We start from the raw sequence: 24260 nt of genomic DNA, 5'->3' as shown, positions 1-24260 counted from the left end.
ACCGATCTATTGTTTTTTAAGCATAAAAAAAGCGACTAAGTAACCTTAATCGCTTTTTGATTAAGCTACGCGAAAAGCAATTAGCTTATTCTTCGTCTTTAGGTTCTTTAAACACCCATTTTACGAAGAAGTATCCTGCAGCGATAATTACAACCGCTCCAATCATGCCTGACGGTTCTTTCAGCATTTCTGTTAAATCTAAGATCGCTCCCATGGGTGCCTCCTACCTTTTAGTTAGTTGTTATATAAAAATCTGCCATTTCGTTGGCGGCCGAAGCTCATATGTTACTTCAGCTGCCTTTAAAGTCAAGCAATTGATAGCTATTAAAGAAAGATTGTCTCACAAATTGCCATACAGGTAGAATATGAGTAGTATGGAGTTTTGATCCAAAATTTAAAAAACAATAAAAAACTTGAGGGGAAACTTATGATAAGTGGTGTAGTGATGATTTTGGCAGCGATATGGGTATACCAATCGTTAATTAAAGTAAAAAAAGGTAATTTGCTATTGTGGGTAACAGGCAGTTGTATCGTTTTCTTTGCTATCCTGTTCTTAAGCGATTTATTTTGCATCGAAATTATTGATGCACTGAATGGCAAAGATATTGGTGGTGAATACGATCCAAGCTTAACCGATGTGGGTGATCGTAAAACTCAAGAAGGTGCCGGTGGATTATTTATGCCTGCTGTTTGTGAATTATTACCTTCGATACTGGCTTTTGTGGGCGTAGCTTTTATTCGTACGTTTTTTATTACCAAAGAAGCCTTAACCCCTGCAAATTTGTTCAGCGGGCTTAAAGAACTGCTTATTAGTATCAAAGACAGCTTTAAAACTACAAGCAATTAATTAAAAACTACGGAAAGCCAAATTCTTAAATCAGCTTTCCGTAGACCATTTTCGCGCTCGCTTTTAGTCTAGGCAATGACCAAGCTAACAACTTTAACTAGCGCAAAAATAAATAACAGCGTTACGATGATTCCAATAACAACATAAGAAGTCAAAGAACCATGTTGAAAATCTTTCTCCAGGTTAGCTCCGCTTTGCACACCGATTAATCCTGCAATAACGCTTTTTACAATTTGTAATAGGCTGGGTTTAGACATAGTTTTCCATTTATTATGGTACAAAAAATATTTCTGGGGCCATTCAGCATTTTCCCTTATTCTACATTTAACTGCCGCACACAATCAGATTGATGAACAGTACACAACGATTAAACCAGCAATTATCCGAACGCATATTGTTTCTGGATGGCGCCATGGGAACTATGATACAGGGCTATAAGCTAAGCGAAAAGGATTATCGTGGCACCCGTTTCGCAAATTGGCACACTGATTTAAAAGGTAATAACGATTTACTGTCCTTAACACAACCCGACATTATCAAAGCCATTCACCGCGCTTATCTTGATGCTGGCTCTGATATTATCGAAACCAATACTTTCAATTCCACTCGCGTAGCAATGGCAGACTATGCAATGGAAGAACTGGCTTACGAGATTAATGTTGCTTCTGCACAAATAGCCAAACAGGCAGCTCTGGAAGTCAGTGTATTAACCCCCGACAAACCTCGTTTCGTTGCAGGGGTATTAGGACCTACCAATCGCACCTCATCAATGTCTCCTGAGGTTAACGACCCAGGTTTTCGCAATATCACTTTCGATGATCTAGTTAACACCTATAGCGAAGCAACCCAAGGTTTAATCGACGGTGGTGCCGATATTATCTTGATCGAAACAGTTTTCGACACATTGAATGCCAAAGCCGCTATTTTCGCCGTTGAAGAAATTTTCGATAAAGTGGGCTATCAGCTACCTGTAATGATTTCTGGCACTATTACCGATCTTTCTGGCCGTACATTGTCGGGCCAAACAGCGGCTGCATTCTGGAATTCTTTAAAACATATCAATCCTATCTCGATTGGTTTTAATTGCGCTTTAGGTGCCAAAGATTTACGTCAATATATCGCCGAACTGTCCAGCATTGCCAACACGCATATTTCAGCGCATCCCAATGCAGGTTTACCAAATGAATTTGGCGAATATGATGAAACCCCCGAGGAAATGGCTGCCGAATTGGCTGATTGGGCAGCCAATGGCTATCTAAATATTATTGGGGGATGCTGCGGAACCTCACCCGATACTATCCGCGCCATTGTCAATGCGGTCAGTAAATCCGCACCCCATAGAGTTGCGCAATTGGAGAAAAAATGCCATTTGTCGGGCCTGGAACCCATGGTGATTGGACCTGAAACGCTTTTTGTCAATGTAGGTGAGCGTACCAATGTTACGGGCTCTGCTGCATTTAAAAAACTGATCATCGAAGAAAACTACGAAGCCGCCCTGGAAGTCGCCAAACAACAAGTTGAAAGCGGTGCACAAATTATCGATATCAACATGGATGAAGGCATGCTCGATTCCAAAGCGGCTATGGTACGCTTTCTGAATCTGGTTGCTGCAGAACCCGATATTGCTAAAGTACCGGTAATGCTAGATTCTTCTAAATGGGACATTCTGGAAGCTGGATTAAAATGCATTCAGGGTAAAGGCATAGTCAATTCTATTTCCATCAAAGAAGGCGAAGCCAATTTTATCAAACAGGCCAAATTGGTACGCCGCTATGGCGCAGCGGTTATCGTGATGGCTTTTGATGAGCAGGGTCAGGCCGACACCATGGCCCGCAAAGTCGAAATCTGTACCCGCGCCTATAAAATCCTAACTGAACAAGTCGGTTTTCCGCCAGAAGATATTATTTTTGACCCCAATATCTTCGCGGTAGCGACAGGTATTGAAGAACATAATAATTATGGCGTCGATTTTATCGAAGCCACTCGCATTATTAAGCAAACCCTGCCTCATGCCTTAATTTCGGGCGGCGTATCTAATGTTTCATTCTCGTTCCGTGGCAACAATCCAGTACGAGAAGCCATACATGCAGTATTTTTATATCATGCCGTCCAAGCTGGGATGGATATGGGTATTGTCAATGCCGGACAATTAGCCATTTACAACGACATTCCCACCGAACTGCGCGATATCGTTGAAGATGTCATTTTAAATCGCAGCCCAGAAGCCACAGAACGATTACTGGAAATTGCGGAAAAATTCCGGGGCAGTGGTCAAGTCATTAAACAAGAAACGCTGGAATGGCGTGAATGGCCAGTTAATAAACGTCTGGAATATGCCTTGGTAAAAGGTATTGCCGATTTTATTGATGAAGATACCGAACAAGCACGTCAGGAAGCAGAAAAACCACTGCACGTAATCGAAGGTCCATTAATGGATGGCATGAACGTGGTTGGCGATTTGTTTGGTGAAGGCAAAATGTTTTTACCGCAAGTGGTTAAATCAGCACGCGTAATGAAAAAAGCCGTGGCTTATTTACTGCCATTTATGGATGACGCCAAAGATGGGGTTAGGCAAACCAATGGTAAAGTATTAATGGCAACCGTAAAAGGCGATGTACACGATATAGGTAAAAATATCGTTGCAGTAGTCTTGCAATGCAACAATTATGAAGTCATTGATCTGGGCGTAATGGTCTCAGCCGAAACCATACTTAAAACTGCGCGTGAAGAAAAAGTCGACATTATTGGTCTTAGTGGCCTGATTACACCGTCTTTAGATGAGATGGTACATGTTGCCAAAGAAATGCAACGTCAAAATTTTAAAATTCCGCTGATGATAGGAGGAGCAACCACTTCTCGTGCGCATACGGCCGTTAAAATCGAACCTAATTATGATTTTCCTACGATTTATGTAACCGATGCATCAAGAAGTGTGGGAGTGGTCAGTGCCTTGTTAAGTACCGATCAGCAGGCAGAATTTATTGAAAAAACGCGCACTGAATATGCCTTGGTTAGAGAACGTCATAAAGGTCGTCAGGCCAAAACACCACAGCACAGCCTGGAAGCGGCAAGGCAAAATAAATTTAACTTTGCCCAATATCAGCCCGTCACACCCAAATTCACGGGTAATAAGGTTATTGATCACTTCCCGCTGGATACACTGGTCAGGTACATCGACTGGACACCGTTTTTCCACACATGGGAATTGGCTGGACATTATCCAGCCATACTCAACGATCAAGTGGTAGGTACAGAAGCTCGCAAATTATTTGCAGATGCAGAGGATATGCTGAAACAGCTGGTAAGCGAAAAATGGCTAACGGCTAAAGCTGTTGTTGGCTTTTATCCTGCCAACAGTGTCGATGATGACATTGTGCTGTATACCGACGACACGCGTACTGAAGTTTTGGAAGTATTACATCATTTACGCCAACAAAATATTAAAGCACCCGGACGTCCAAATTATTGTTTGGCCGACTTTATTGCTCCGCAAGGAAGTGGTGTTCAAGATTATTTGGGTGGCTTTGCCGTGACGGCTGGCATTGGTATTGATGAAAAACTCAATGAATTTGCAAAAGAACACGACGATTACAAAGCCATAATGCTAAAAGCATTAGCAGATCGTCTGGCAGAAGCGTTTGCCGAATACTTGCACGAAACGGTAAGGCGTGATTACTGGGGCTATGCTGAAAATGAAGATTATGATGCACTAGCCCTTATCCAGGAAGCCTACCAAGGTATTCGCCCAGCGCCTGGTTATCCTGCCTGCCCAGATCATACCGAAAAAGCCAAGCTATTTGAGCTATTGAATGTGACCGAACATACCACAATCGAATTAACCGAAAACTACGCGATGACACCTACTGCCGCAATCAGCGGCTGGTATTTTTCTCATCCCGAGTCACAATACTTTAACGTGGGTAAAATCGATCAGGATCAGTTACACAGCTACGCACTGCGTAAAGCTATGCAGGTTGAAGTGGCTGAACGCTGGCTAGCCGCACATTTAAATCATTAAAATTTTTAATTATAAAAATGAATCTAAAAATCGAACATTTTCTAGAACGAGTCATGTATGCCAGTCGCTGGATCATGGCTCCGATTTATCTAGGCATGAGTTTGATTCTTTTTGCTCTGGCCATTAAGTTTTTTCAGGAGCTGTACCATTTTATCCCGCATATACTGGCATTGCCGGATTCGGAAATTATTTTAAAATTACTCACCATCATTGACTTAACACTAGTCGGCAACCTAACGGTAATCGTCATGTTTAGTGGTTATGAAAACTTTGTTTCCAGAATTGATATAGAGAATGATACCGAAAAACTTGGCTGGTTGGGTACTCACGATTATGGCTCGTTGAAAACCAAAGTCACCTCCTCGATTGTGGCGATTTCTTCCATACACTTGCTAAAAATATTTATGAATCTAGAAGCCACTTCGAGTGACAAACTCATCTGGTACGTAATTATTCATTTATCATTGTTATTTTCAGCCTTTTTTATGGGTTATCTAGATAAAATTACTAAACACTAATGGCTGATTTTATTCTTTTTGGTACAGAAGCCTGTCATTTATGCGAAGAAGCCCAGCATCTTCTCTACGAAAATAACATCCAGTTTCAATTAAACGACATCCTGCAAGAACAGGAATGGCAAGAAAAATACGCTCTGTTAATTCCCGTGTTAGTGCATAGCAAAACTCAACAACAACTTAACTGGCCTTTTACTGGGCAGCAAGTGCAAGAGTTTTGTGCAGAAAGAATATAATTTGGCTAAATCGTGAATGTTGGAACATCATGACCGCCGCTTGAGGGTTTTGTCGCAAAGAATCAGCAAAATTTGCGACAAAACCATTCGTAACGGCTCGGTCTCCACCTGGAAGCATTTCAACCTGCATGGGGAGTTCGATTTCTCGGATGAGCGAATGGTCGACTCAATGGGCTTAGAAGTTCCCAAAAATCCGGACTGGAAGTCGGACTAAAATTGGGAAGCCTTAAATCGGTTCAAAGCCACGCCAGCTATGGCTTTGAAAAAAATCCTATGGGACTTTGGTGTCGTTTGTTTAAATGCACCCTAATTTCCCAGAAAAAACACCAGTTTTTCATGGCTAAAAATTAGGACGTGAATAATTGACGCAAGGTCTTGTCATCTGTAGGTTTTCGCAATATCCTATGTAGATTCAGTTTCGTTTGTTTAAACCCAACCCAAGTTGAGATATTTGATGTTTCTGAATTGAAAGAGATACCAGAAAATGCCCATGAGGATATACAAAAGCGGCGTTCAGATTGTGAGACGGCGATTTAAGTGCAGGGCATTGTGGTCAGGTCTTTCCATAACACATGCAAGTAATTTCATTTTACCGTTCGACTAACTGTTGAGTAATGCACACCAAAAATAGTCGCTATTTGTTGTAAAGTAAAGTCGCCTGTTTTGAATGCTAACCTCATACCTTCTTTCCTATTTTGATAATTATTCTTATAGAACTCTAACGGTTCAGCGGGTGGACGCCGTTGAGCCTTGGGAATTTCATTAATAAGTTCGGAATTGCCTTTTAAATTGCTTTGTAGTTGTAGAACAAAGTCTTTATTTCCTAAATAAATTTGATTGCGTAAATTCTGCCAAATTGGTGGCAAACCAACGCCAGCATTTACAAAATCAAGATATTGAATTATTGCATGTGCTCTATTAAGGCTAAATTGGCTCAATAACCAATCCGTTTGCAGCCATCTAGGGGGATATTACACTATCAATCATAGCGTTATAACTACTCCATTTCCATTGTCCAGGTAATGACACCATTAACACTCTAACGGGATTCAAAACCACATATCGCGACAATTCCAGTAAATAGCTCTCTTTTTCAACCAAAATTCCTTTAAATCTTCCCTGATAGACATGCCCTACCCGTTGATGCCTACGGTTAAAGCTTTGAGTATAAACCCCATTTAACTGCCGCATGCCAGCTGATAAATTACCTTCAATGGTTTCAATAACAACGTGGTAATGGTTAGTCATCAAACAATAAGCATGGCATATCCAGTTGAATCGCTCGCAAACTTGACCAAATATTTCCAGCCAACATAATCTATCGTCATCGTCTAAAAAAATATCATGGTGAGCATTTCCTCGCGAAGTGACATGATACAAACCGCCCGCTAATTCAATTCTTAAAGGTCTTGCCATATTGTTTAACCTTTCATATATATTTATGTTATTCATTCTGTATATGCTGTACATTTATTTTAACATAAAAATGCGTTATTGAAAGACCTGACCCCATTGCATTCCGAAAAAAGACAGCGACAGCTTCAAGCGCAGTATGGCGTCAGTGCAGACCAGGACTTCGCCAACCTCACGGCTGATAACGCTCTCTTACTGATAAAAAAAGAAGGGTTGCAGCGTGATATTGCGGAACTGGAACTGGAGAAACGGCAGCGGCTGGGACAGGATGTGTCCGTTAGCGATATTGGGCCTTTGGAGATCAGCAACCCGGCGGCAAAGGTTCGAACCGTGGCGGTGAACAGAGGACGGCAGGGGCCGTCCTTGCGGATGTAAGGCCAGCGGATGGCGGAACCTGTGGACGGTTCCGCCTTGTAGCCTTATGCTGTATTCGACTTTATATACAGATCAATATCAAAATTTGCTCCAAGAATTGATATTCCTTCAACTATGTTTTTTTCGAAATATAGAGAAGGAATATCATCAGCATATATAGAGCATAGAACCTCGACAGTATGTCGCGCCGATAGCTTTTTAATTACATCGGCAATGGATTTTGTCCGAAGAAGCAGAGCTTCTATATGCTGATCAAGTGAGGCTTCTTTTTCAAGACCTGAATTCAATATACAACCAGCCTTTTTCTCAATAAGTTTAGTATTAGGTCTCGTATCACCTTTTGACCATATTCGATCAGGATGAAATTTATGTAATTCTTCAAAATCCGAGACATTATCGTCACCTAAAGTTATTTTGAGTCTAACAAAGCAGTCCATAATATAGCCTTTCAGAAATCATTAAAAACGGCATTGGGGTCAAGGCCATAACCCGCACAAAGCGATTATCTCATAGGGCGTCAATAGCGTAGCGTATTGCGCCGGATGCAATCAAACAACTTTGTCGACAAGCGGGGCATTGAGGTCAGGTCTTTCCATAACACATGCAAGTAATTTCATTTTACCGTTCGACTAACTGTTGAGTAATGCACACCAAAAATAATCGCTATTTGTTGTAAAGTAAAGTCGCCTGTTTTGAATGCTAACCTCATACCTTCTTTCCTATTTTGATAATTATTCTTATAGAACTCTAACGGTTCAGTGGGTGGACGCCGTTGAGCCTTGGGAATTTCATTAATAAGTTCGGAATTGCCTTTTAAATTGCTTTGTAGTTGTAGAACAAAGTCTTTATTTCCTAAATAAATTTGATTGCGTAAATTCTGCCAAATTGGTGGCAAACCAACGCCAGCATTTACAAAATCAAGATATTGAATTATTGCATGTGCTCTATTTAGGCTAAATTGGCTCAATAACCAATCCGTTTGCAGCCATCTAGGGGGTATTACACTATCAATCATAGCGTTATAACTACTCCATTTCCATTGTCCAGGTAATGACACCATTAACGCTCTAACGGGATTCAAAACCACATATCGCGACAATTCCAGTAAATAGCTCTCTTTTTCAACCAAAATTCCTTTAAATCTTCCCTGATAGACATGCCCTACCCGTTGATGCCTGCGGTTAAAGCTTTGAGTATAAACCCCATTTAACTGCCGCATGCCAGCTGATAAATTACCTTCAATGGTTTCAATAACAACGTGGTAATGGTTAGTCATCAAACAATAAGCATGGCATATCCAGTTGAATCGCTCGCAAACTTGACCAAATATTTCCAGCCAACATAATCTATCGTCATCGTCTAAAAAATATCATCGCGAGCATTTCCTCGCGAAGTGACATGATACAAACCGCCCGCTAATTCAATTCTTAAAGGTCTTGCCATATTGTTTAACCTTTCATAAATATATTTATGTTATTCATTCTGTATAGGCTGTACATTTATTTTAACATAAAAATGCGTTATTGAAAGACCTGACCCCATTGTGTTTTTCTATTGACGCCCTATGAGGCGACCGCTTTGATAATTGCGGCTTATGGCCTTAATACAGATAACAACATCAGGCGTTATCTTGAAGCCTAATACGCTCGTTCTTGGCTTTGTACTTTTCTACTTTATTTTTTCTAATCAAAGTTCCAAGAGCTTTGGATACTTTTTTTTCAAAGTCGATTCGTGGTTTACCACGAGTAATTATCCCAAGATCTTTAAGTACTCTTGTTGGAATTGATTCGATTGTGCAGGACTGATTTGGACAATTGGTAAGTACATTGAGAATTGTTTGTTGAATTTCAGATAATTCAATAATATCCAGAATTCGATGATCAGCAGACTCAATCACTTCCTCAATGATGTTTTCAGCAAAGATGTCTTTTTTTTGTGATGTAACTTGAGGTTTAGTTTCATCATCGATATCGATTTCCTTTACCTCAAATGTTAATTCTTCTGATTCATCCTCTTCAACATCATTCAACACTTGATATGGATCGACAACTTTCGAGCAAACCCATAGAGAATTATCAACAGCATCAGAACCTAATTGCTCAATTCCCATTTTATTGAGTGTCGAAAGCAAATCATCAAAAACTTCTTTCCTGCGCATTACGAAACTTGACGCAAAACAACGCCAGAACGTCCAACCGGCACGCTCAAGTACGCGCTGACGTACCATATCGTTCATCCATTGGCTTGGTCCATGAAATTTATCACCGTCACATTCAACCGCCAGTCTACGACCTTCTGAACCTTCAACGACAAAATCTATACGATAAGCACCACACCGAACCTGGGGCTTCACTCGATAGTTTCGCTCAACCAATAAATCAAAAATTTCTAATTCAAAATCCGACTCGCATAATTCACGCAGCGATGAAACTTGCTTAGCATTTTGCGTAAAAGGTTGCTTGAAATGACGGAAAACTTTTGCTGTTAAGCTGTTACTGTTTATTTGGCTTTCATCGATAGACCGAAAAAGATACATTCGATCCCGTGCGCGTGATAAGGCGACGTTAAATCGTTGTTCATAGGTTAAATCATTTGAAATACCTCTATCGCCTTTTTCAAGTACATTTGAAATCAACATGATATCGCGCTCACGCCCCTGAAATACGGGTGGAGCACCAACAGAAATTGATCGTTCAAGAATATCAGCTTGTGAGATTTCACTATTGATCAAGTTCCATATGTGATTAGGCTGCTCTGTACCTAGTAAGGTCACAACGCCAATGCTTCTGCCAACCATTTCTGGATTGGCAATAATACCTTTAATTTCGTTAACAATCGCCCTGGCTTCGGGTGGATTGTGATTACCTTTACGATAGCCACCTAATACCATGACATCAATTAATGGCGGGTCAATGCGTTCCGAGCTTTTTGGTACACGCAAAGGCTTGATCTGACCATCGTAGAATTCACGATTAGAAAATTCGATAATTGGATGTACACATCGGAAGTGTTCTTTCAGCATCACTGAATTTCCTGCGAATACCACTCTTGCCAAATCGTAAATCGACTTGCCTGGTGTCATTTGATCACCATGCGGTTGATTTCTCAAAAAGCGGTTTTTAAGCTCTTGAATTTTTAATTCTTTTGTTCCAACTGTTGATGGGGAAACCTGCTTATGGTCGCCAACAACTAATAGCTTTTTACCTCGTAATAGTGCTGGCAATGCCCAGATATCTGATTGAGAAGCTTCATCAATAATAACTAAATCGAATAAGCCTACCTCTGCCGGAATGGTTTCAGATACACGCCACTGCGGAAGAATCCAACAAGGTACTGCTTTATAAGCACGTTCCATTGCAGCACGTGCATCTTTTCTAAAGCGGATGGCCCTTATACCATTGCCTGACCCCATTGATTGAATTGCATTTAAGTAGGATTGTAAAGCTTGCCGAATATCATTCGGGGAGTTGTTGTAGACGCCAAGCCAGGTTTTTTCTGAAATTAACTTCTGGTAAGTTTTAGATAAGTTTTTTTCAAGTGAATGTCTTTCATCGAATAGTTGTTTAAGCTTATGGTGTCCATCGATTTGCTCAATAAATGTTTTAGCTGATCGCCAATTCCAAGCTTCCAACCAATCAAAAGAGGTAATCCGTTCATTCTCTTGGTAGGGTATTGATTGGATGGCATGCGCCCATTTTGGCGCACCCGCTTCAATCAACAGAGCTGAAATTCTTTTAATTTCTCTGAACGATGGTTGAAGACTATTCCACCTATTAAGCTCATTAATATGTGTATGCCATGTATCACGTAATAATGTGTCATCAATCATGGAATTCCCCAATGATTGATTTAAAAATACTGAAATATCTTCGATGATGGATCCTGAATAACCATCCAATTTTTTGATTAATGCGGAAACTTGCTGTAGAGCATACGTAAATCGATCTCGATCCAAATGCTGAGAGAGACTGGATTTTATAGTTTCAATCTGTTGTTTTGAGATATGGAGTGATTCGGCAATTGTATGACCAAAAACAACCGAAATCTTGTTGCCAAGGGAACGGTCAAAATCATCAACCAATCGTTTGAGTTCAATAATGTGATCTTTATAACGGGCAGCTAGGCGAAATGACCGTTCTAAATCACCATCAACAACTTCGATCTCCATTTCATAAGCAATAACATTCCAGCGAGACATGAGTTTTCGCGCATCCAATCGATATTCAATGTGGCTCGCTACTGCTTGCCATGCTTCACGATTTTCAGCTTTAGGATTCAATCCTGTAACCAGGACTTTCGCTAATAATTGCTTAACTTCTTTTGGTCCAAATAACTTAAACGCGCTTTTACCATGTGAAAGGCGCTGAATGGCTTGAATAAACTGTTCGTTAAGTTCTGATCCATCTGGAATAGATACCGCATGCGATAAATTAGATTTACGAATGGAATCCAGCGTATTAATTTCATCACACAATGACAACAAATGATTGATAGCTTGATCATTTATAGATTGTAAAAACTTTTCTCGAAGTGCAATTGACCATTTAATTCCTTCCCGTTCTATCTTTTCTTCAATAGCTTGCCTATGAGCAATAAATTCCAATAGTTTTTTCGCTTGCTCAAAAACCTCGACAGTGGCATTCGATAATGGCAATACTGTGCCTGTGGTAACTTTTTCCTTAAATTGTTTCGCACGAATGAGGTCGTTATGCAAATTATATAAAACTTGCCATTCTGGAAATGCATCACTAACTGGAAAAGAATGTTCAAGATTGATAAGATCATTACCAATCGTTGCGCGAGCATTTCTCAACAATTTGATGTCATCATCACAAAATTTCAAAGTATTAGATTTTGAGTTAACTTCGTCTTCTAGCCAACTGTAATTATCCTCATGATCCAAGACGAATTTTGCAAGCTGAACGGACAAAACTTCTTTACCCTGAAACGTATAAAGTTTCATGTGTTTTTCTGCAAAACTATTAATAGTTTGATCAACCACAGAAATTTTTGCGTGCAATCCATTTAATTTATCTTCAAGTGTTTGAATAGTTTTGCTAGTCTGATTTGGATTTAAACTGTTTACACTAGTGGCAATTTCTTGAATCGAATATTCAAATTGACGTCTGCCATCTCGTTCATCAGTTAACAAGGCGACACTTAATGGCCTGATTTGCTGTGGTAATTTCTCTTGCAGAACGGCCAATGCAGATTCGCCGGATGCCGTTACTAATACACGTTTCCCTTGAGCTAGAAAATGACAAATCACATTGGCTATAGTATGAGTTTTCCCTGTACCTGGTGGACCTTGTACTACAACACCATCATTTGTTTCCAGCTTTTCAATGATGGAAACTTGTTCGTCGTTATAAGGCATCGGGAAATAGAGCTCTTTTAAACCTGGCTTTGCATCACTGCATGACAGACCTCTGAAACCTACTGATTCCCTTGGTCTAATAATTGAATCACCTGGCTGGACAAAGCCTTCAATTACTGCTGGTATTTTTATGTCTTCAGCTATATTTTTCTTTAGTCGCTCAACATCTTGAATAAAAATGTGTTCAGAGCGTTTTCGACCAAATAAGACCCAAGTATCAGTGATGATTAGCTTATCAGTTGGTGATGGTAATATAGGGTCTAATTGTTTGGCAAAATAAAGACCATTAGGGTCTAAATGCAAAACAGCCGCTTTTAAAATGCCTTCATAAGTTGAAGATTCAAACGGATTAACACGGTCAGCTGCATTTTCATTAGCACTTTTCCAAAATTCAATTAATGGTCTAATGCCTTGATTTTCATTGTCTTCATAACAACTCAATTCAAGTTTAGGTTCTAAATCACGCGGCCTAATCTCAATATCAAAGTTTGATGGATTAAGATAAATTTCGCATGATTGAGTCAATAATGGATGCTTAATCGTGTTTTTACTATCAGGAATAGACCAAAGCGCAAAACCAATGCCCCAAGCTAATTCTATTGGTGAATCGGCACTATCAGATGCGATAGTTTGTTGAACGGCAAATAACTTGTTGTAATAACTTATGGTTTTTCGTCGTGGTTTCTCTGCATTTGACCACGGTTCCCAGAACAAATTGATATAGGTATCAAATTCAGCTTGAATTTCAGGATGACGGTCTATCGTTTCGACTTTGACTGCCACCTTGTTCTCATAAACAGTATATTCATCCTTGAGGATTGCCTGTTTGTCAGGTGATTTGGAAACGATTACCCAAGGCTTTAAAGTCTCACTTGGTTCAGGTGCAGGCGTTTCTTTCAATCGAGTTACACGTAACCAAACATCATCATGTTGTGATTGTATGTTGAAGTCGATACCAGGAAGTCCTTTAAGATCATTCTGATAGGCTTCAAAAATATCGCTTGGAACAGTATAGACTGGTTTTCGATTGAGCTTTTCAACTTGTTTAATGTAGTCAAGCAGGTCGATCAGTAACTTGTTGCTTTCTTTCATTTAATCACCACGTCCATTTCCTACCAAACCTACTACTAACATCAGTTTATTTTATCATTTCGTTATCTATAGCAACAACATTTTGTAAAGCATCGTATCTTGTCTTTTACCCGTAAAAATAAGATTGAAAAACAGCTAAAACCACGATTTATAAATTTACCGTTAATCTGTTACAACGAAACAACACGTTATTCTTAAATTTTATGTGTCTCAATCTCCAACCCCAATTCCTGGTAATGCCGGTAACGTTGGCGACCTGCTTGTTTACTGGTTTCGCTAGCATCCAAAATTTCAATAATACGTTTAGTTTGTTCGCTTAAAGTGGGGAAGATAGACGACAGATTGATGATGATATTTTGTCTGCTTTCAGGAATATCACTGCCGCCAATCAAGATAGTTTGATTTAAGTCGGGCAGTATGCCCTTATAAATTTGATGTGGTATAAAACTACCCGCCCTGAATGTCCAAAGCTGTTTATCCATACTGCCAGCTTGTTCTGCGGAGTCGGTTAATACATAGCAGTTTTGCTCACTGCGATAAATTTTTTCGATTAATTTACATGCAAACATCTCGCGCTCAGGTTGCAATTGCGTACTGAGCACATAAAAGGTAATTTTCGGCTTATCAGAGTAGGTCATCGCTGCAATCTAGCTAAGTCTGGCGTGGATATAAACCTATGCCCACGCCGACCAGATTAAGCATTAAGCGCGATTTAACAAAAACTGACTAACCAGTGGCACCGGACGTCCGGTTGCGCCTTTAGCAGCCCCAGTGCGCCACGCTGTACCCGCAATATCCAGATGCACCCAGCGAAAATCTTCAGCAAAGCGCGACAGAAAGCAAGCTGCGGTAATACTACCGCCATCTGGACCGCCGATATTGGCCAAATCAGCAAAGTTGGATTTGATTTGGTCCTGATATTCTTCCCAAATCGGCATACGCCAAACCTTATCGCAAGCAACTTCACCCGCTGTTAATAATTCTTCACACAGCGCATCGTCATTACCAAATAAACCACTGGGTACCCGACCTAAAGCTACAATACAGGCACCTGTTAGGGTAGCCATATCGATCACCACTTCTGGATTGAATTTTTTTGCATAAGTAAGGGTATCGCACAGTAATAAACGCCCTTCAGCATCGGTATTCAAAATTTCAATGGTTTTACCGGACATACTGGTAACAATATCACCAGGTTTGTTGGCATCGCCATCTGGCAGATTTTCAGATGAAGGTACAAGTCCTACAATGTTCAGTTTTAAATTCAGTAAGGTAGCCATGCGTATTAAGCCCAGAACACTGGCTCCGCCACACATGTCGTATTTCATTTCATCCATGCCTAAACCAGGTTTTAACGAAATACCTCCGGCATCAAAAGTTAAACCTTTACCAATTAAAACGATGGGTTTAACACTGGCTTCCGCACCTTGATAAAAAAGACTGATCAGCTTGGCAGGCTGGCGGCTACCACGAGAAACAGACAGGAAAGCACCCATACCCAAGGCTTGCAAATCGCTCTCTTCTAAAATTTCACACTTTAATTTTTCATGCTGTGTAGCTAACTCGATTGCCTGTTCGGCTAAATAAGTTGGCGTACAAATATTACCGGGTAAATCCGCCAATTGTTTGGTCAATTCGACGCCTTTAGCAATGGCCTTACCTTGTAATAAACCCAATTCAGCCTGTGACGAAACGAGCTTATCGGCGTAGATATACAATTGTTGCAAGGCAGGCATTTCCTCGCACACTTTGGTTTTACTATATAAGTAAATAGCGTCGTTAAATACTTCTATATTTTGTCGGGTCAACCATTGCGTATCAACATTTTCAACATTAATATCCAGCAAAGCACTAGTTGCCACACTCACCTTACTTTCTTTAACAACTTTAATGGCTGCAGCCAATGCTTTACGGTATAACTTACGAGTCACTTTGCCGGACTCACCAAATCCTACCAAAATGATGCGCTGAAAATTTTCATGCGGCACATTATTAATCAGTAAGGTTTCGGCATTTTTACCTTTTATGTCTCCGCGTGCAATCAGCTTGGTCAGCAAGCCCTCACACAGTGTGTCTACAGCAGTCGCAACCGGACTTAATTGCTGGTTTTCGTAAATACCGACCAGCAGACAGTCGCTTTGCAGTTTGTCTAAAGATAAGCTTACTATAGAATAGTCCATGATGGCATTGGCCTTTAAAAAATCGCGAAGTAGGAATTTATGCCCATTAATAGGCAAGATATAAGATTATACATCAGAAATTCGGGGGATAGTTGTTGAGCATTGCAGGAACTTCAGGTCGATCTTTCAGGTTGCTAAGAGTGTTAGATAGAATGATTATTGTAGATTTAATCAAAACATTCTCTGCAATTCTGCTGGTACTGGTCATCATCATCGTCAGTCAAAAATTTATCAAAGTATTAGCGCAAGCGCTGGAAGGCAATATTGCTAATGACACCGTATTTATGCTTTTAGGCCTAAAAACCGTGATAGTCACTGCTTCTTTTTTGCCTGCAGCTATTTTTATGTCGGTACTCATTGTTTTGGGCCGTATGTATCAGGAGCAAGAGATAGCCGCTATTGCTTCAGCTGGTTGTGGTATTTTTTCGCTTTACCGTGGCATATTTATGTTGATGATTCCATTAACCGTCATCGCCATGGCTTTATCCATGTTTGCTGCACCTTGGGCAGAAGAAACGTCCCAAGAACTTATGCACGATGATAAACAAAGCGCGGATATTCGGGGTATTTCTGCCGGTGGCTTCAGTGAATACAGCAACGGCGAATTAATTTTTTACACTGAAAAAATCGATGCCGATGGTGAAATGCATCATGTTTTTGTACAAAATCTGCAAGGCGATAAAACCGGGTTGGTAAATGCTGATGCGGGTCGTTTAAAAATGCTGCCAGGTGGTTTATATCTGATACTGGAAAATGGCGAACGACTCCTAGGAATCGCTGGACAAAAAGATTTTGTGCTTGAAACATTTCAAGAATATGCAGTACTGATTGAAAAAAAAGCCACTGTCTTAAACTTGAATAGTCAATCAATACCCACTCAACAGCTACTGTCTTCTTCTGGGCTACGGGAAATTGCAGAATTCCAAAGCCGCTTAAACACTCCATTAGGCGTCTTATTATTAGCCTTTTTAGCCGTTCCACTGGCTAAAGTGTCACCACGCGGTGGTATCTATAGCAGTGTATTCATTGCCTTTGGCATTTATTTTGTCTATGGCAATTTGCAACGTTTAACGTTTAGTTGGGTTGTGAGCGGCGTTATGCCAACCTGGCTAGGCTATTTCTGGTTGAATGGCTTGTTATTTCTATTGGGCCTACTCACTTTGATCCGCTCATACGGATGGAAATGGTTATTTCAACATTTCCGGGAAACGTGGCTACCATGAAAGTATTAAGCATTTATATTGTTAAAGAGGTACTTAAGGGTTCGCTAATTGCCATATTATTGCTGGTGACACTATTCAATTTATTTACCTTCACTGACGAATTAAAAAATTTGGGGCATGGCAACTATGGCATGAAACAGATTTTAATGTTTTTAACGCTCACCACGCCCGGCTTGTTTTACGAGGTCATACCCTCAGGTGCTTTAATAGGCAGTCTGGCCGTGGTTGGCGCTATAGCCAACCATCGCGAAATTATAGCTATGCGTGCCGCAGGTTTATCAACTGGGTGGATAATAAGACGCATCATGCTGGCGGGCCTTTTCCTGGTTTTGCTTTCCATAACAGTGGGTGAATTTATTGCCCCTACCTGCGAACGCGCCGCGCAGTTACTTAAAAATACCGCACAAAATGACAGCGTCGTGATGCGTACCCGCTATGGCATGTGGCTTAGAGAAGGCAATAGTTTTATCAATGTGCGTAAAATCATGGAAGACAGTTCGCTCTCTGATATACGGATTTATGACATTAACCCACAACATAAACTTGAGCGTTTTACCCATGCGGACCATGCAAAGTTTTTAGGGAATCAACAATGGCGATTAGAAAATGTCAAACATTCGGAATTTGATGCCAACCGCTTTACTGCCGACACTCAATCTGAACAAATCTGGCAATCCAGTATTGATTCAGATCTACTAAAAGTAGCTGTTGTCTCCGCTGATAATCAATCCTTATACGATTTATACATGTATATCGATTTTCTAAAACAAAATAATCAAAAATCACAACGTTACGAGGCCGCGTTTTGGAACCGATTGATTAATCCTTTCGTCACCTTTGTTATGTTGATGGTTTCTGCACCGTTTGTCATTGGCATTGGTCGCGGCACCAGTACTGGAGCACGTATTTTGGTAGGTGTTTTAATCGGTGAGCTTTTCGATGCTTTCGATAAGATGATAGGGCATGCAGGCTTGATTTATGAGCTTAATCCAATACTGACGGCTGCATTACCCAGTACTTTAGTCTTTTTTGCCGCCCTATATGCTGTAAAAAGAGTAGGATAGCCAGCAACCATTTAGCTTAGTAAATCCAGTAAACGGCTATATCTCTAAGGGCGGGTTACACCCGCCCAAAAACCTGACTAGTAACAATAATTGTGGTTTAGGGCGTATGCAATACGCCCCTATACTAAGACCTTACTCTGTTAATATAAATGTTGGTTTTACTTAGATGCGGCTAAGAAAAAAATACAATGATCTGCATTTTAAAGTCATATCCTTACCACTCATCTCCACAACGGCACAATCTTCATATTTTTCTCTGCCAGGCGCAGATTGCTTTTTAATGACACCATTTTCAACGCTGTATTTAATCGCTATATCCATTTCTTTGGTGCGTCCCAGAGAATCTTCACCAATGGTCAGCAGGGTACCGTTTTTTTGAAAATCCCAACTGACATGCAATGCCTTTTTTTCTTTATCCAGACCAAGAGATTCGGCATTCACCTTCCATTTTCCAAGAATTTTGCTGTTATCTTGCAGCTTAATGTCTTCTGCGTGTGCTGAAATGCTTAGCATTACTGCTAACGCGGCTAAGAGTGTTGTTATTTTTTTCATTAATTTCTCCCGACAAAGCGATAGGATGAGCTGACAAACAAATATAACATATTAGCCTGAGGCCATTAGTGTTTTCTCATTTGTCCCTATAGAGGCGGGTTTTAGACAGATAATCGTGCCAGCATAAGCGATTTTTATCCCATAAACACCAGAAAAAACCCAGCCCCAAACACGCCCACGATAATATTGCGGCCAAATAACGTAATGTCGCATGTTGCCAAGTGATTGCACCACCATCAAAACGGACCAGTTTTAACTTCCAGGCACGTAAACCCAAGGTTTGCCCACCGTTAACCCAAAACCAGCCGTAAAAAATAAAGCTTACGCAAATAAGATAGAATCGATAAGAAAATTGTTCGGCAGAAAATGCCTGAGTGGCATTGAATGGCAATGCCAGTAGTGTGGCCAGAAAAAGCACGGCCAACAATAACAGTATATCGTAGCAAATAGCGGCTATTCTGATTAAAAAACCCGGTGCAGAATTTAATTCTGCGCCGGGTTTTTTGGGATTTTTATTAACAATTTTTGGCAATTACTTGTTAAATAATTCGAGTTTTTGGCCCAAATACATGCTCATTGCTACTAATGCACCTACCATCACGATTGAAAATAGAAATGGCGGTCTGTGAAAAAGTAGTATAAAAAAATCGGCCAAATATAAACTAGCAAAAACAGGTTGGTCTATCAAACCATTAAGCAGTTTTTTAAGCATAAATCCCCCAGGCATCTTAAAGTGGTTGCCAGTACTCAAGCGAGCCTATGGCCGTTTTGTTCTTATAAAAGAATGCACCAGCAACTGTGGTGCGTAGTGAGATTCTACTATATTGGTAAAGAATGTGAAAGAAACAGTTGATTGAGCTGGTATCTAGCAAGATGTTATGATAATAGGATATAAAAATTTAGTGTTAGTCAAAATCTTTAAGTCAGCAAGACAGATGCGTTAATCTATAATAGTGATAATCGGCAAAATTCGATTAAACCTTTATAAATTGTGGGGTTAGCTGCGTAAAATTAATTTGGGTGAGCGTTGCATTCTGTTAGTGACTATGGTCTATTGCTCTATAACTTAAGCTTAAAGAATAAAAAACTTTAACTGTACAAATCGGCGTAAAGCGATTTTTACCACTAAATTGAAACACAAATACTGAGGTTTTTACGATTTCCTAGCTGGTTTTCGGTGTTTATTTTAGAGCACAAGGATACCAAACAAATAACATCAACAAAGGAATAGTGTCATTTTAACTTTCTTCAAAAAAATCTTTTCCCCTACAGAACAACCGGTACTTCCGGTTGTTAATTTGGTAAAGATTTATCCGCGCTCCGAACATTGTATTTCTCGTTCGAAAATCAGCGAGAATGCATTGAAGGTCTTGATACGCCTGAAAAAAGCAAATTTCGAAGCCTATCTGGTCGGTGGGTGTGTACGCGATTTACTTTTGGGACGAGAACCCAAGGATTTTGACGTAGCAACCAATGCCAGTCCGGAACAAATTAAACAAATTTTCCGAAATTGCCGGATTATTGGCAGACGTTTTCGTCTTGCCCATGTATTTTTTGGACGGGAAATTATCGAAGTAGCCACCTTTCGTGGCTCCGAACCGGATGAATCTGATCAACAGGTGGTTCACGAAGATGGGCGCTTACTACGCGACAATGTTTTTGGTACTTTAGAACAAGATGTGTGGAGACGCGATTTTACTGTCAATGCTCTGTACTATAATATTCGCGACTTCTCTGTAGTTGATTATACAGGTGGAATGCAGGACCATACTGCGGGCGTATTACGCCTGATTGGCGATCCTGCCACTCGTTATCGTGAAGATCCGGTTAGAATGTTGCGTGCCATTCGCTTTGCTGTGAAATTAGGTTTTAGCCTGCATCCTGATACCAAACAGCCTATTCATCAATGTGCAGAGCTATTAAAAAGTATTCCGTCCGCACGGTTATATGACGAAATGCTTAAACTATTTCTATCGGGCTACGGATTACAAACATTCGAAATGCTTAGACATTACGGTCTGTTCGCCATTTTGTTTCCGGCTACGGATAAATGCCTAGAAACCCAAGAACAAGATTTTCCGCGTCTGTTTTTGATTAAGGCCCTAGATAACTCCGACAAGCGTTTTGCTTCTGGTAAAAGCCTAACACCCTATTTTCTGTTAGCGGCCATACTCTGGGAGCCGCTACAACTTGCCGTTAAAAAACGTATGTTAGCTGGCGAAAACGAAACCATCGCTTATCAAAATGCCGCCAATCAAGTGTTAAGTGATCAAATTAAAATTACCGCTATGCCGCGTCATATTACTCAAGCCATGCGCGATGTATGGTTTTTACAAAACAAATTTACCCGAACAGTAGGGGTCAGACCCTTTCGTTTACTGGAACAAGTAAAATTTAGAGCCGCTTACGATTTTCTAGAACTTCGTGCAGCAACTGGAGGCTCTGATCCGCAACTAGTGGAGTGGTGGACACAATTTCAACTAGCGGACGAGGAATTACGTCAAAAAATGACCACCCCAACTAAAGGCAGCCAAGGCAAACCTAGACGCAAATCAGGGCGCTACCGCAGTAAAGTAAAATCGGCTATTCAGGAATGAGTTTATCAGAGTCATGGAATGAAGTATTTATAGGCTTAGGCAGCAATCTCGATAACCCAATCCAGCATATCCAACAAGCAATATCCGCAATTACTCAACTGACGACTGTTGAGTTTATCGCTTGCTCTTCGCTTTATAATAGCCTGCCCGTTGGTCCTCAAGATCAACCCAATTTTGTAAACGCCGTTCTCCGTATCAAAACCTGCCTGACACCTCAAAATTTGCTTAAGGCATTACAAAACATAGAAAATGATCATGGTCGAGTCCGAAATCAACACTGGGGAGCCCGAACCTTGGATTTAGATATTTTATTATATGGTACGGATATTGTTAAAGAACCCAATTTGCAGATACCCCATGCAGAAATATCAAATCGTGGTTTTGTGTTATATCCCTTGGCAGAAATTGTTGCAGAAGATTTATTCATACCTGGCAAAGCGTATCTGTCAGAACTCTTGACGGCTTGTCAAGCTGATGGCTTATGGAAGATACAGTCATGAATTTATATGGAACACCCAACCAAACACTGACCATCACCGATCTACAAGCCATGAAAGTTAAGGGTGAGAAAATCAGCTGTTTAACTGCCTACGACGCCAGTTTTAGCGCCTTGCTAGATGAAATTGGCATTGATGTGTTGCTGGTTGGTGATTCTCTAGGCATGGTCATCCAAGGGCATAGCTCCACCGTACCTGTTACGGTCGATGATATGGTCTACCATAGCCGACAAGTTGCGGCAGCCCGTAAACGTGCTGTTATCATTACAGATATGCCATTCGCCAGCTATGCAACTCCCGAACAAGCGCTGGAAACAGCCACCCGCCTGATGCAAGCAGGTGCGGCACAAATGGTTAAACTGGAAGGAGCCAAACCAGATATTATTCGCTTTTTGGTTGCTCAGGGTATTTCTGTCTGTGGTCATTTGGGTTTACTGCCGCAATCCATCAATTATCTTGGTGGTTTTAAGGTACAGGGAAAAGAGCCTTCTGAAGCTCAACAGATTATTGAAGAGGCTAAAAAAATTGAACAAGCCGGGGCAAGCTTATTAGTTCTGGAATGTATTCCAGCCAGCTTAACCCAGCAAATCTGCCAACAACTGACTATTCCAGTGATCGGTATAGGTGCCGGTCCTGATTGCGACGGTCAGGTACTGGTACTTTACGATATACTGGGCATTAGTATTGGCAAGCAAGCACGCTTTTCTAAAAACTTTATGCACGGAGCCAACAGCATTGAAGATGCCATACGCCGTTATCATCAGGCCATAAAATCCCAACAATATCCAGACTTAGAACACTGTTACTAAACGCATGCAAACCATCACTACCATTAAAGCGTTACGAGGCTGCATTCGCCAATGGCGACAAGCAGGGTACAGTGTAGCTTTCGTACCTACCATGGGTAATTTACACGCCGGACATATACAACTGGTAGAAACTGCCAAACAAAAGGCGGACAAAGTAGTGGTGAGTATTTTTGTTAATCCAACACAATTTGGCGTTAATGAAGACTTTAACAGCTACCCTCGCACAGAACAACAAGATCAAACGGCACTACAGGAACATAGTGCCGATGTACTGTTTTTACCCAGTATTGCAGAAATGTATCCACAATTGCCACAAACCGTCATTAGTGTCAGCGAATTATCCAAATTACATTGCGGCAGCAATCGCCCTGGTCATTTTGATGGGGTTGCCCTGGTAGTGTGCAAGCTATTGAATATTGTACTGCCGGATTTATTGCTTCTAGGCGAAAAGGATTTTCAACAATTAACAGTCATCCGCAACATGATTACTGATTTAAATATACCGGTGGAATTGCAAGGTGTTACCACTGTAAGAGAAGCAGATGGCTTGGCGCTGAGCTCACGTAACGGTTATTTGACAGATGCACAACGTCTGGTCGCACCTATGCTGTTTCAAGCCCTGTGTTGCGTACGTGATGCCGTTTTAACGCATTCTGACAATTATCATCATGTTTTGGCCGAACAAAAATTAAGCTTGCAACAAGCAGGTTTTGAGATTGATTATTTTAATCTTTGTCGCAGCAGTGATTTATTGCCAGCAAAGTCAGATGATCAACACCTAGTGTTGATGATTGCAGCAAAACTAGGCAGTACACGCTTAATCGATAATATCTGTTTTAACCGACAAGCAACTGATAGGACTGACTATTTAAATAATAAATACTATGCTTAAATTTGATAGAGAATGCGAATTAAGGCATAATCGCTCCCCCTAGTATATAAAGTTGTTAACCATGCACATAAACATGCTTAAAGCCAAGTTACACCGAGCGCGTGTAACGCACTCAGAATTGGATTATGAAGGCTCCTGTGCTATTGACAGCAAGATCCTGGAATTTTCAGGTATCAGGGAATATGAACAAATCCATATCTACAACATTAACAATGGTCAGCGTTTTACGACCTATGCAATTCGCGCTGAAGAAAATTCAGGTGTTTTTTCCATTAATGGTGCTGCCGCGCGCTTAGCTTGCCCAGGCGACCTAATAATAGTCTGCGCTTTTGCCAGTATGGATGAACAGGAACTAAAGGACTATAAACCTACTTTGGTATATTTTGATGGCAATAATACTATCAGCCATTCCAGCCATTCTATTCCGGTGCAGGCGGCATAAATGAATACCATTCAGTAACTGCCTATGCGGTTGCTGAATGTTTCAAATTATCAAAGCTCCGGGTAATTACTCAGAGAAATATCGGACACCCGCTAGGGTTACGCAATTAGGCAGATACTGATGCCTTCGGT

At 40.7% G+C, this 24260-nt stretch carries 24 protein-coding genes; 13 read left to right on the top strand and 11 right to left on the bottom strand.

What is annotated here, in order from left to right; genetic code table 11:
* Positions 1-85: 85 nt before the first annotated feature.
* On the bottom strand, positions 86-214 hold the full coding sequence (locus ABH008_RS01575) for a hypothetical protein (RefSeq protein WP_347988123.1): 129 nt from the start codon (positions 212-214) through the stop codon (positions 86-88).
* A 213-nt stretch (positions 215-427) separates the two neighbouring features.
* On the opposite strand from ABH008_RS01575, the gene ABH008_RS01570 reads away from it, so the two are divergent.
* The gene (locus ABH008_RS01570; protein ID WP_347988122.1) at positions 428-847 is read left to right on the top strand and encodes a hypothetical protein; all 420 of its coding nucleotides are present in this window, start codon (positions 428-430) and stop codon (positions 845-847) included.
* Between the two features lie 68 nt (positions 848-915).
* On the opposite strand, the gene ABH008_RS01565 is transcribed toward ABH008_RS01570, so the two are convergent.
* Positions 916-1104: a DUF2970 domain-containing protein gene (locus tag ABH008_RS01565; protein WP_347988121.1), complete on the bottom strand. Its 189-nt coding sequence runs from the start codon at positions 1102-1104 to the stop codon at positions 916-918.
* A gap of 92 nt (positions 1105-1196) precedes the next feature.
* Between ABH008_RS01565 and metH the strand changes: the two genes are divergently transcribed.
* From metH to ABH008_RS01545, 4 genes are read left to right on the top strand one after another with little or no spacing between them, the layout of a single operon-like run.
* Positions 1197-4865 carry a methionine synthase gene (metH, locus tag ABH008_RS01560; RefSeq protein ID WP_347988120.1) on the top strand — a complete coding sequence of 1223 codons (3669 nt, stop codon included), beginning with the start codon at positions 1197-1199 and terminating at the stop codon, positions 4863-4865.
* Positions 4866-4894: 29 nt separating this feature from the next.
* Positions 4895-5383 (top strand): TIGR00645 family protein, encoded by a 489-nt coding sequence (locus ABH008_RS01555; protein ID WP_347990014.1) that lies wholly within the window; start codon positions 4895-4897, stop codon positions 5381-5383.
* Positions 5383-5616: a glutaredoxin family protein gene (locus ABH008_RS01550; RefSeq protein WP_347988119.1), complete on the top strand. Its 234-nt coding sequence runs from the start codon at positions 5383-5385 to the stop codon at positions 5614-5616. The genes ABH008_RS01555 and ABH008_RS01550 overlap by 1 nt, the downstream gene beginning before the upstream one ends.
* Positions 5617-5632: 16 nt before the next feature.
* Positions 5633-5830 (top strand): hypothetical protein, encoded by a 198-nt coding sequence (locus tag ABH008_RS01545; RefSeq protein WP_347988118.1) that lies wholly within the window; start codon positions 5633-5635, stop codon positions 5828-5830.
* Positions 5831-6200: 370 nt separating this feature from the next.
* Here the strand turns inward: ABH008_RS01545 and ABH008_RS01540 are convergent, their stop codons facing one another.
* Positions 6201-6554: a hypothetical protein gene (locus tag ABH008_RS01540; RefSeq protein ID WP_347988117.1), complete on the bottom strand. Its 354-nt coding sequence runs from the start codon at positions 6552-6554 to the stop codon at positions 6201-6203.
* A gap of 22 nt (positions 6555-6576) precedes the next feature.
* Entirely contained in the window at positions 6577-7032 is a 456-nt protein-coding gene (locus tag ABH008_RS01535) for a transposase (RefSeq protein WP_347988116.1), read from the bottom strand.
* Positions 7033-7110: 78 nt separating this feature from the next.
* Between ABH008_RS01535 and ABH008_RS01530 the strand changes: the two genes are divergently transcribed.
* Entirely contained in the window at positions 7111-7404 is a 294-nt protein-coding gene (locus ABH008_RS01530) for a hypothetical protein (RefSeq protein ID WP_347988115.1), read from the top strand.
* A 44-nt stretch (positions 7405-7448) separates the two neighbouring features.
* Here the strand turns inward: ABH008_RS01530 and ABH008_RS01525 are convergent, their stop codons facing one another.
* The 5 genes from ABH008_RS01525 to ABH008_RS01505 all read right to left on the bottom strand — a co-directional run bounded on the left by ABH008_RS01525 (position 7449) and on the right by ABH008_RS01505 (position 16053).
* Entirely contained in the window at positions 7449-7841 is a 393-nt protein-coding gene (locus tag ABH008_RS01525) for a DUF4279 domain-containing protein (protein ID WP_347988114.1), read from the bottom strand.
* A 176-nt stretch (positions 7842-8017) separates the two neighbouring features.
* Complete coding sequence (locus ABH008_RS01520) at positions 8018-8701, bottom strand: transposase (protein WP_347990013.1); 684 nt, start codon at positions 8699-8701, stop codon at positions 8018-8020.
* A gap of 321 nt (positions 8702-9022) precedes the next feature.
* Positions 9023-13873 (bottom strand): AAA domain-containing protein, encoded by a 4851-nt coding sequence (locus ABH008_RS01515; RefSeq protein ID WP_347988113.1) that lies wholly within the window; start codon positions 13871-13873, stop codon positions 9023-9025.
* Positions 13874-14067: 194 nt separating this feature from the next.
* Positions 14068-14511 (bottom strand): DNA polymerase III subunit chi, encoded by a 444-nt coding sequence (locus ABH008_RS01510; RefSeq protein ID WP_347988112.1) that lies wholly within the window; start codon positions 14509-14511, stop codon positions 14068-14070.
* Positions 14512-14574: 63 nt separating this feature from the next.
* Positions 14575-16053 carry a leucyl aminopeptidase gene (locus ABH008_RS01505; RefSeq protein WP_347988111.1) on the bottom strand — a complete coding sequence of 493 codons (1479 nt, stop codon included), beginning with the start codon at positions 16051-16053 and terminating at the stop codon, positions 14575-14577.
* 152 nt (positions 16054-16205) lie between these two features.
* Here ABH008_RS01505 and lptF point away from each other — a divergent pair, with 152 nt between their 5' ends.
* Together lptF and lptG are read left to right on the top strand one after the other, a co-directional pair.
* Complete coding sequence (gene lptF, locus ABH008_RS01500) at positions 16206-17276, top strand: LPS export ABC transporter permease LptF (RefSeq protein WP_347988110.1); 1071 nt, start codon at positions 16206-16208, stop codon at positions 17274-17276.
* Positions 17273-18340, top strand: coding sequence for an LPS export ABC transporter permease LptG (gene lptG / locus ABH008_RS01495; RefSeq protein WP_347988109.1), 1068 nt, complete (start codon positions 17273-17275; stop codon positions 18338-18340). The genes lptF and lptG overlap by 4 nt, the downstream gene beginning before the upstream one ends.
* 162 nt (positions 18341-18502) lie before the next feature.
* On the opposite strand, the gene ABH008_RS01490 is transcribed toward lptG, so the two are convergent.
* Complete coding sequence (locus tag ABH008_RS01490; RefSeq protein ID WP_347988108.1) at positions 18503-18892, bottom strand: hypothetical protein; 390 nt, start codon at positions 18890-18892, stop codon at positions 18503-18505.
* Between the two features lie 76 nt (positions 18893-18968).
* Positions 18969-19424, bottom strand: a complete 456-nt coding sequence (locus ABH008_RS01485; RefSeq protein WP_347988107.1) for an RDD family protein — start codon at positions 19422-19424, stop codon at positions 18969-18971.
* 766 nt (positions 19425-20190) lie between these two features.
* Between ABH008_RS01485 and pcnB the strand changes: the two genes are divergently transcribed.
* The 5 genes from pcnB (at position 20191) to panD (ending at position 24129) form a co-directional block, all read left to right on the top strand.
* On the top strand, positions 20191-21489 hold the full coding sequence (pcnB, locus tag ABH008_RS01480; protein WP_347988106.1) for a polynucleotide adenylyltransferase PcnB: 1299 nt from the start codon (positions 20191-20193) through the stop codon (positions 21487-21489).
* Positions 21486-21989 carry a 2-amino-4-hydroxy-6-hydroxymethyldihydropteridine diphosphokinase gene (gene folK / locus ABH008_RS01475; protein ID WP_347988105.1) on the top strand — a complete coding sequence of 168 codons (504 nt, stop codon included), beginning with the start codon at positions 21486-21488 and terminating at the stop codon, positions 21987-21989. The genes pcnB and folK overlap by 4 nt, the downstream gene beginning before the upstream one ends.
* The gene (gene panB / locus ABH008_RS01470; RefSeq protein WP_347988104.1) at positions 21971-22795 is read left to right on the top strand and encodes a 3-methyl-2-oxobutanoate hydroxymethyltransferase; all 825 of its coding nucleotides are present in this window, start codon (positions 21971-21973) and stop codon (positions 22793-22795) included. Before folK ends, panB begins: the two co-directional genes overlap by 19 nt.
* Positions 22796-22799: 4 nt before the next feature.
* A complete protein-coding gene (gene panC, locus ABH008_RS01465) occupies positions 22800-23687 on the top strand; it encodes a pantoate--beta-alanine ligase (RefSeq protein WP_347988103.1) in 888 nt (295 codons plus the stop codon).
* A 61-nt stretch (positions 23688-23748) separates the two neighbouring features.
* On the top strand, positions 23749-24129 hold the full coding sequence (gene panD, locus ABH008_RS01460) for an aspartate 1-decarboxylase (protein ID WP_347988102.1): 381 nt from the start codon (positions 23749-23751) through the stop codon (positions 24127-24129).
* Positions 24130-24260 lie beyond the last annotated feature (131 nt).

It is taken from the genome of Methylomonas sp. AM2-LC (assembly GCF_039904985.1).
Lineage (GTDB): Bacteria > Pseudomonadota > Gammaproteobacteria > Methylococcales > Methylomonadaceae > Methylomonas.
This window is presented reverse-complemented; position numbering and strand designations above follow the sequence as displayed.

What these genes read in the sequence shown, in the direction of transcription:
- ABH008_RS01575 (WP_347988123.1), bottom strand. Translation starts at nt 214, where the DNA reads ATGGGAGCGATCTTAGATTTAACAGAAATGCTGAAAGAACCGTCAGGC.
- ABH008_RS01570 (WP_347988122.1), top strand. Translation starts at nt 428, where the DNA reads ATGATAAGTGGTGTAGTGATGATTTTGGCAGCGATATGGGTATACCAA.
- ABH008_RS01565 (WP_347988121.1), bottom strand. Translation starts at nt 1,104, where the DNA reads ATGTCTAAACCCAGCCTATTACAAATTGTAAAAAGCGTTATTGCAGGA.
- metH (WP_347988120.1), top strand. Translation starts at nt 1,197, where the DNA reads ATGAACAGTACACAACGATTAAACCAGCAATTATCCGAACGCATATTG.
- ABH008_RS01550 (WP_347988119.1), top strand. Translation starts at nt 5,383, where the DNA reads ATGGCTGATTTTATTCTTTTTGGTACAGAAGCCTGTCATTTATGCGAA.
- ABH008_RS01545 (WP_347988118.1), top strand. Translation starts at nt 5,633, where the DNA reads ATGTTGGAACATCATGACCGCCGCTTGAGGGTTTTGTCGCAAAGAATC.
- ABH008_RS01535 (WP_347988116.1), bottom strand. Translation starts at nt 7,032, where the DNA reads ATGGCAAGACCTTTAAGAATTGAATTAGCGGGCGGTTTGTATCATGTC.
- ABH008_RS01525 (WP_347988114.1), bottom strand. Translation starts at nt 7,841, where the DNA reads ATGGACTGCTTTGTTAGACTCAAAATAACTTTAGGTGACGATAATGTC.
- ABH008_RS01515 (WP_347988113.1), bottom strand. Translation starts at nt 13,873, where the DNA reads ATGAAAGAAAGCAACAAGTTACTGATCGACCTGCTTGACTACATTAAA.
- ABH008_RS01510 (WP_347988112.1), bottom strand. Translation starts at nt 14,511, where the DNA reads ATGACCTACTCTGATAAGCCGAAAATTACCTTTTATGTGCTCAGTACG.
- ABH008_RS01505 (WP_347988111.1), bottom strand. Translation starts at nt 16,053, where the DNA reads ATGGACTATTCTATAGTAAGCTTATCTTTAGACAAACTGCAAAGCGAC.
- lptF (WP_347988110.1), top strand. Translation starts at nt 16,206, where the DNA reads ATGATTATTGTAGATTTAATCAAAACATTCTCTGCAATTCTGCTGGTA.
- lptG (WP_347988109.1), top strand. Translation starts at nt 17,273, where the DNA reads ATGAAAGTATTAAGCATTTATATTGTTAAAGAGGTACTTAAGGGTTCG.
- ABH008_RS01490 (WP_347988108.1), bottom strand. Translation starts at nt 18,892, where the DNA reads ATGAAAAAAATAACAACACTCTTAGCCGCGTTAGCAGTAATGCTAAGC.
- folK (WP_347988105.1), top strand. Translation starts at nt 21,486, where the DNA reads ATGAGTTTATCAGAGTCATGGAATGAAGTATTTATAGGCTTAGGCAGC.
- panB (WP_347988104.1), top strand. Translation starts at nt 21,971, where the DNA reads ATGGAAGATACAGTCATGAATTTATATGGAACACCCAACCAAACACTG.
- panC (WP_347988103.1), top strand. Translation starts at nt 22,800, where the DNA reads ATGCAAACCATCACTACCATTAAAGCGTTACGAGGCTGCATTCGCCAA.
- panD (WP_347988102.1), top strand. Translation starts at nt 23,749, where the DNA reads ATGCACATAAACATGCTTAAAGCCAAGTTACACCGAGCGCGTGTAACG.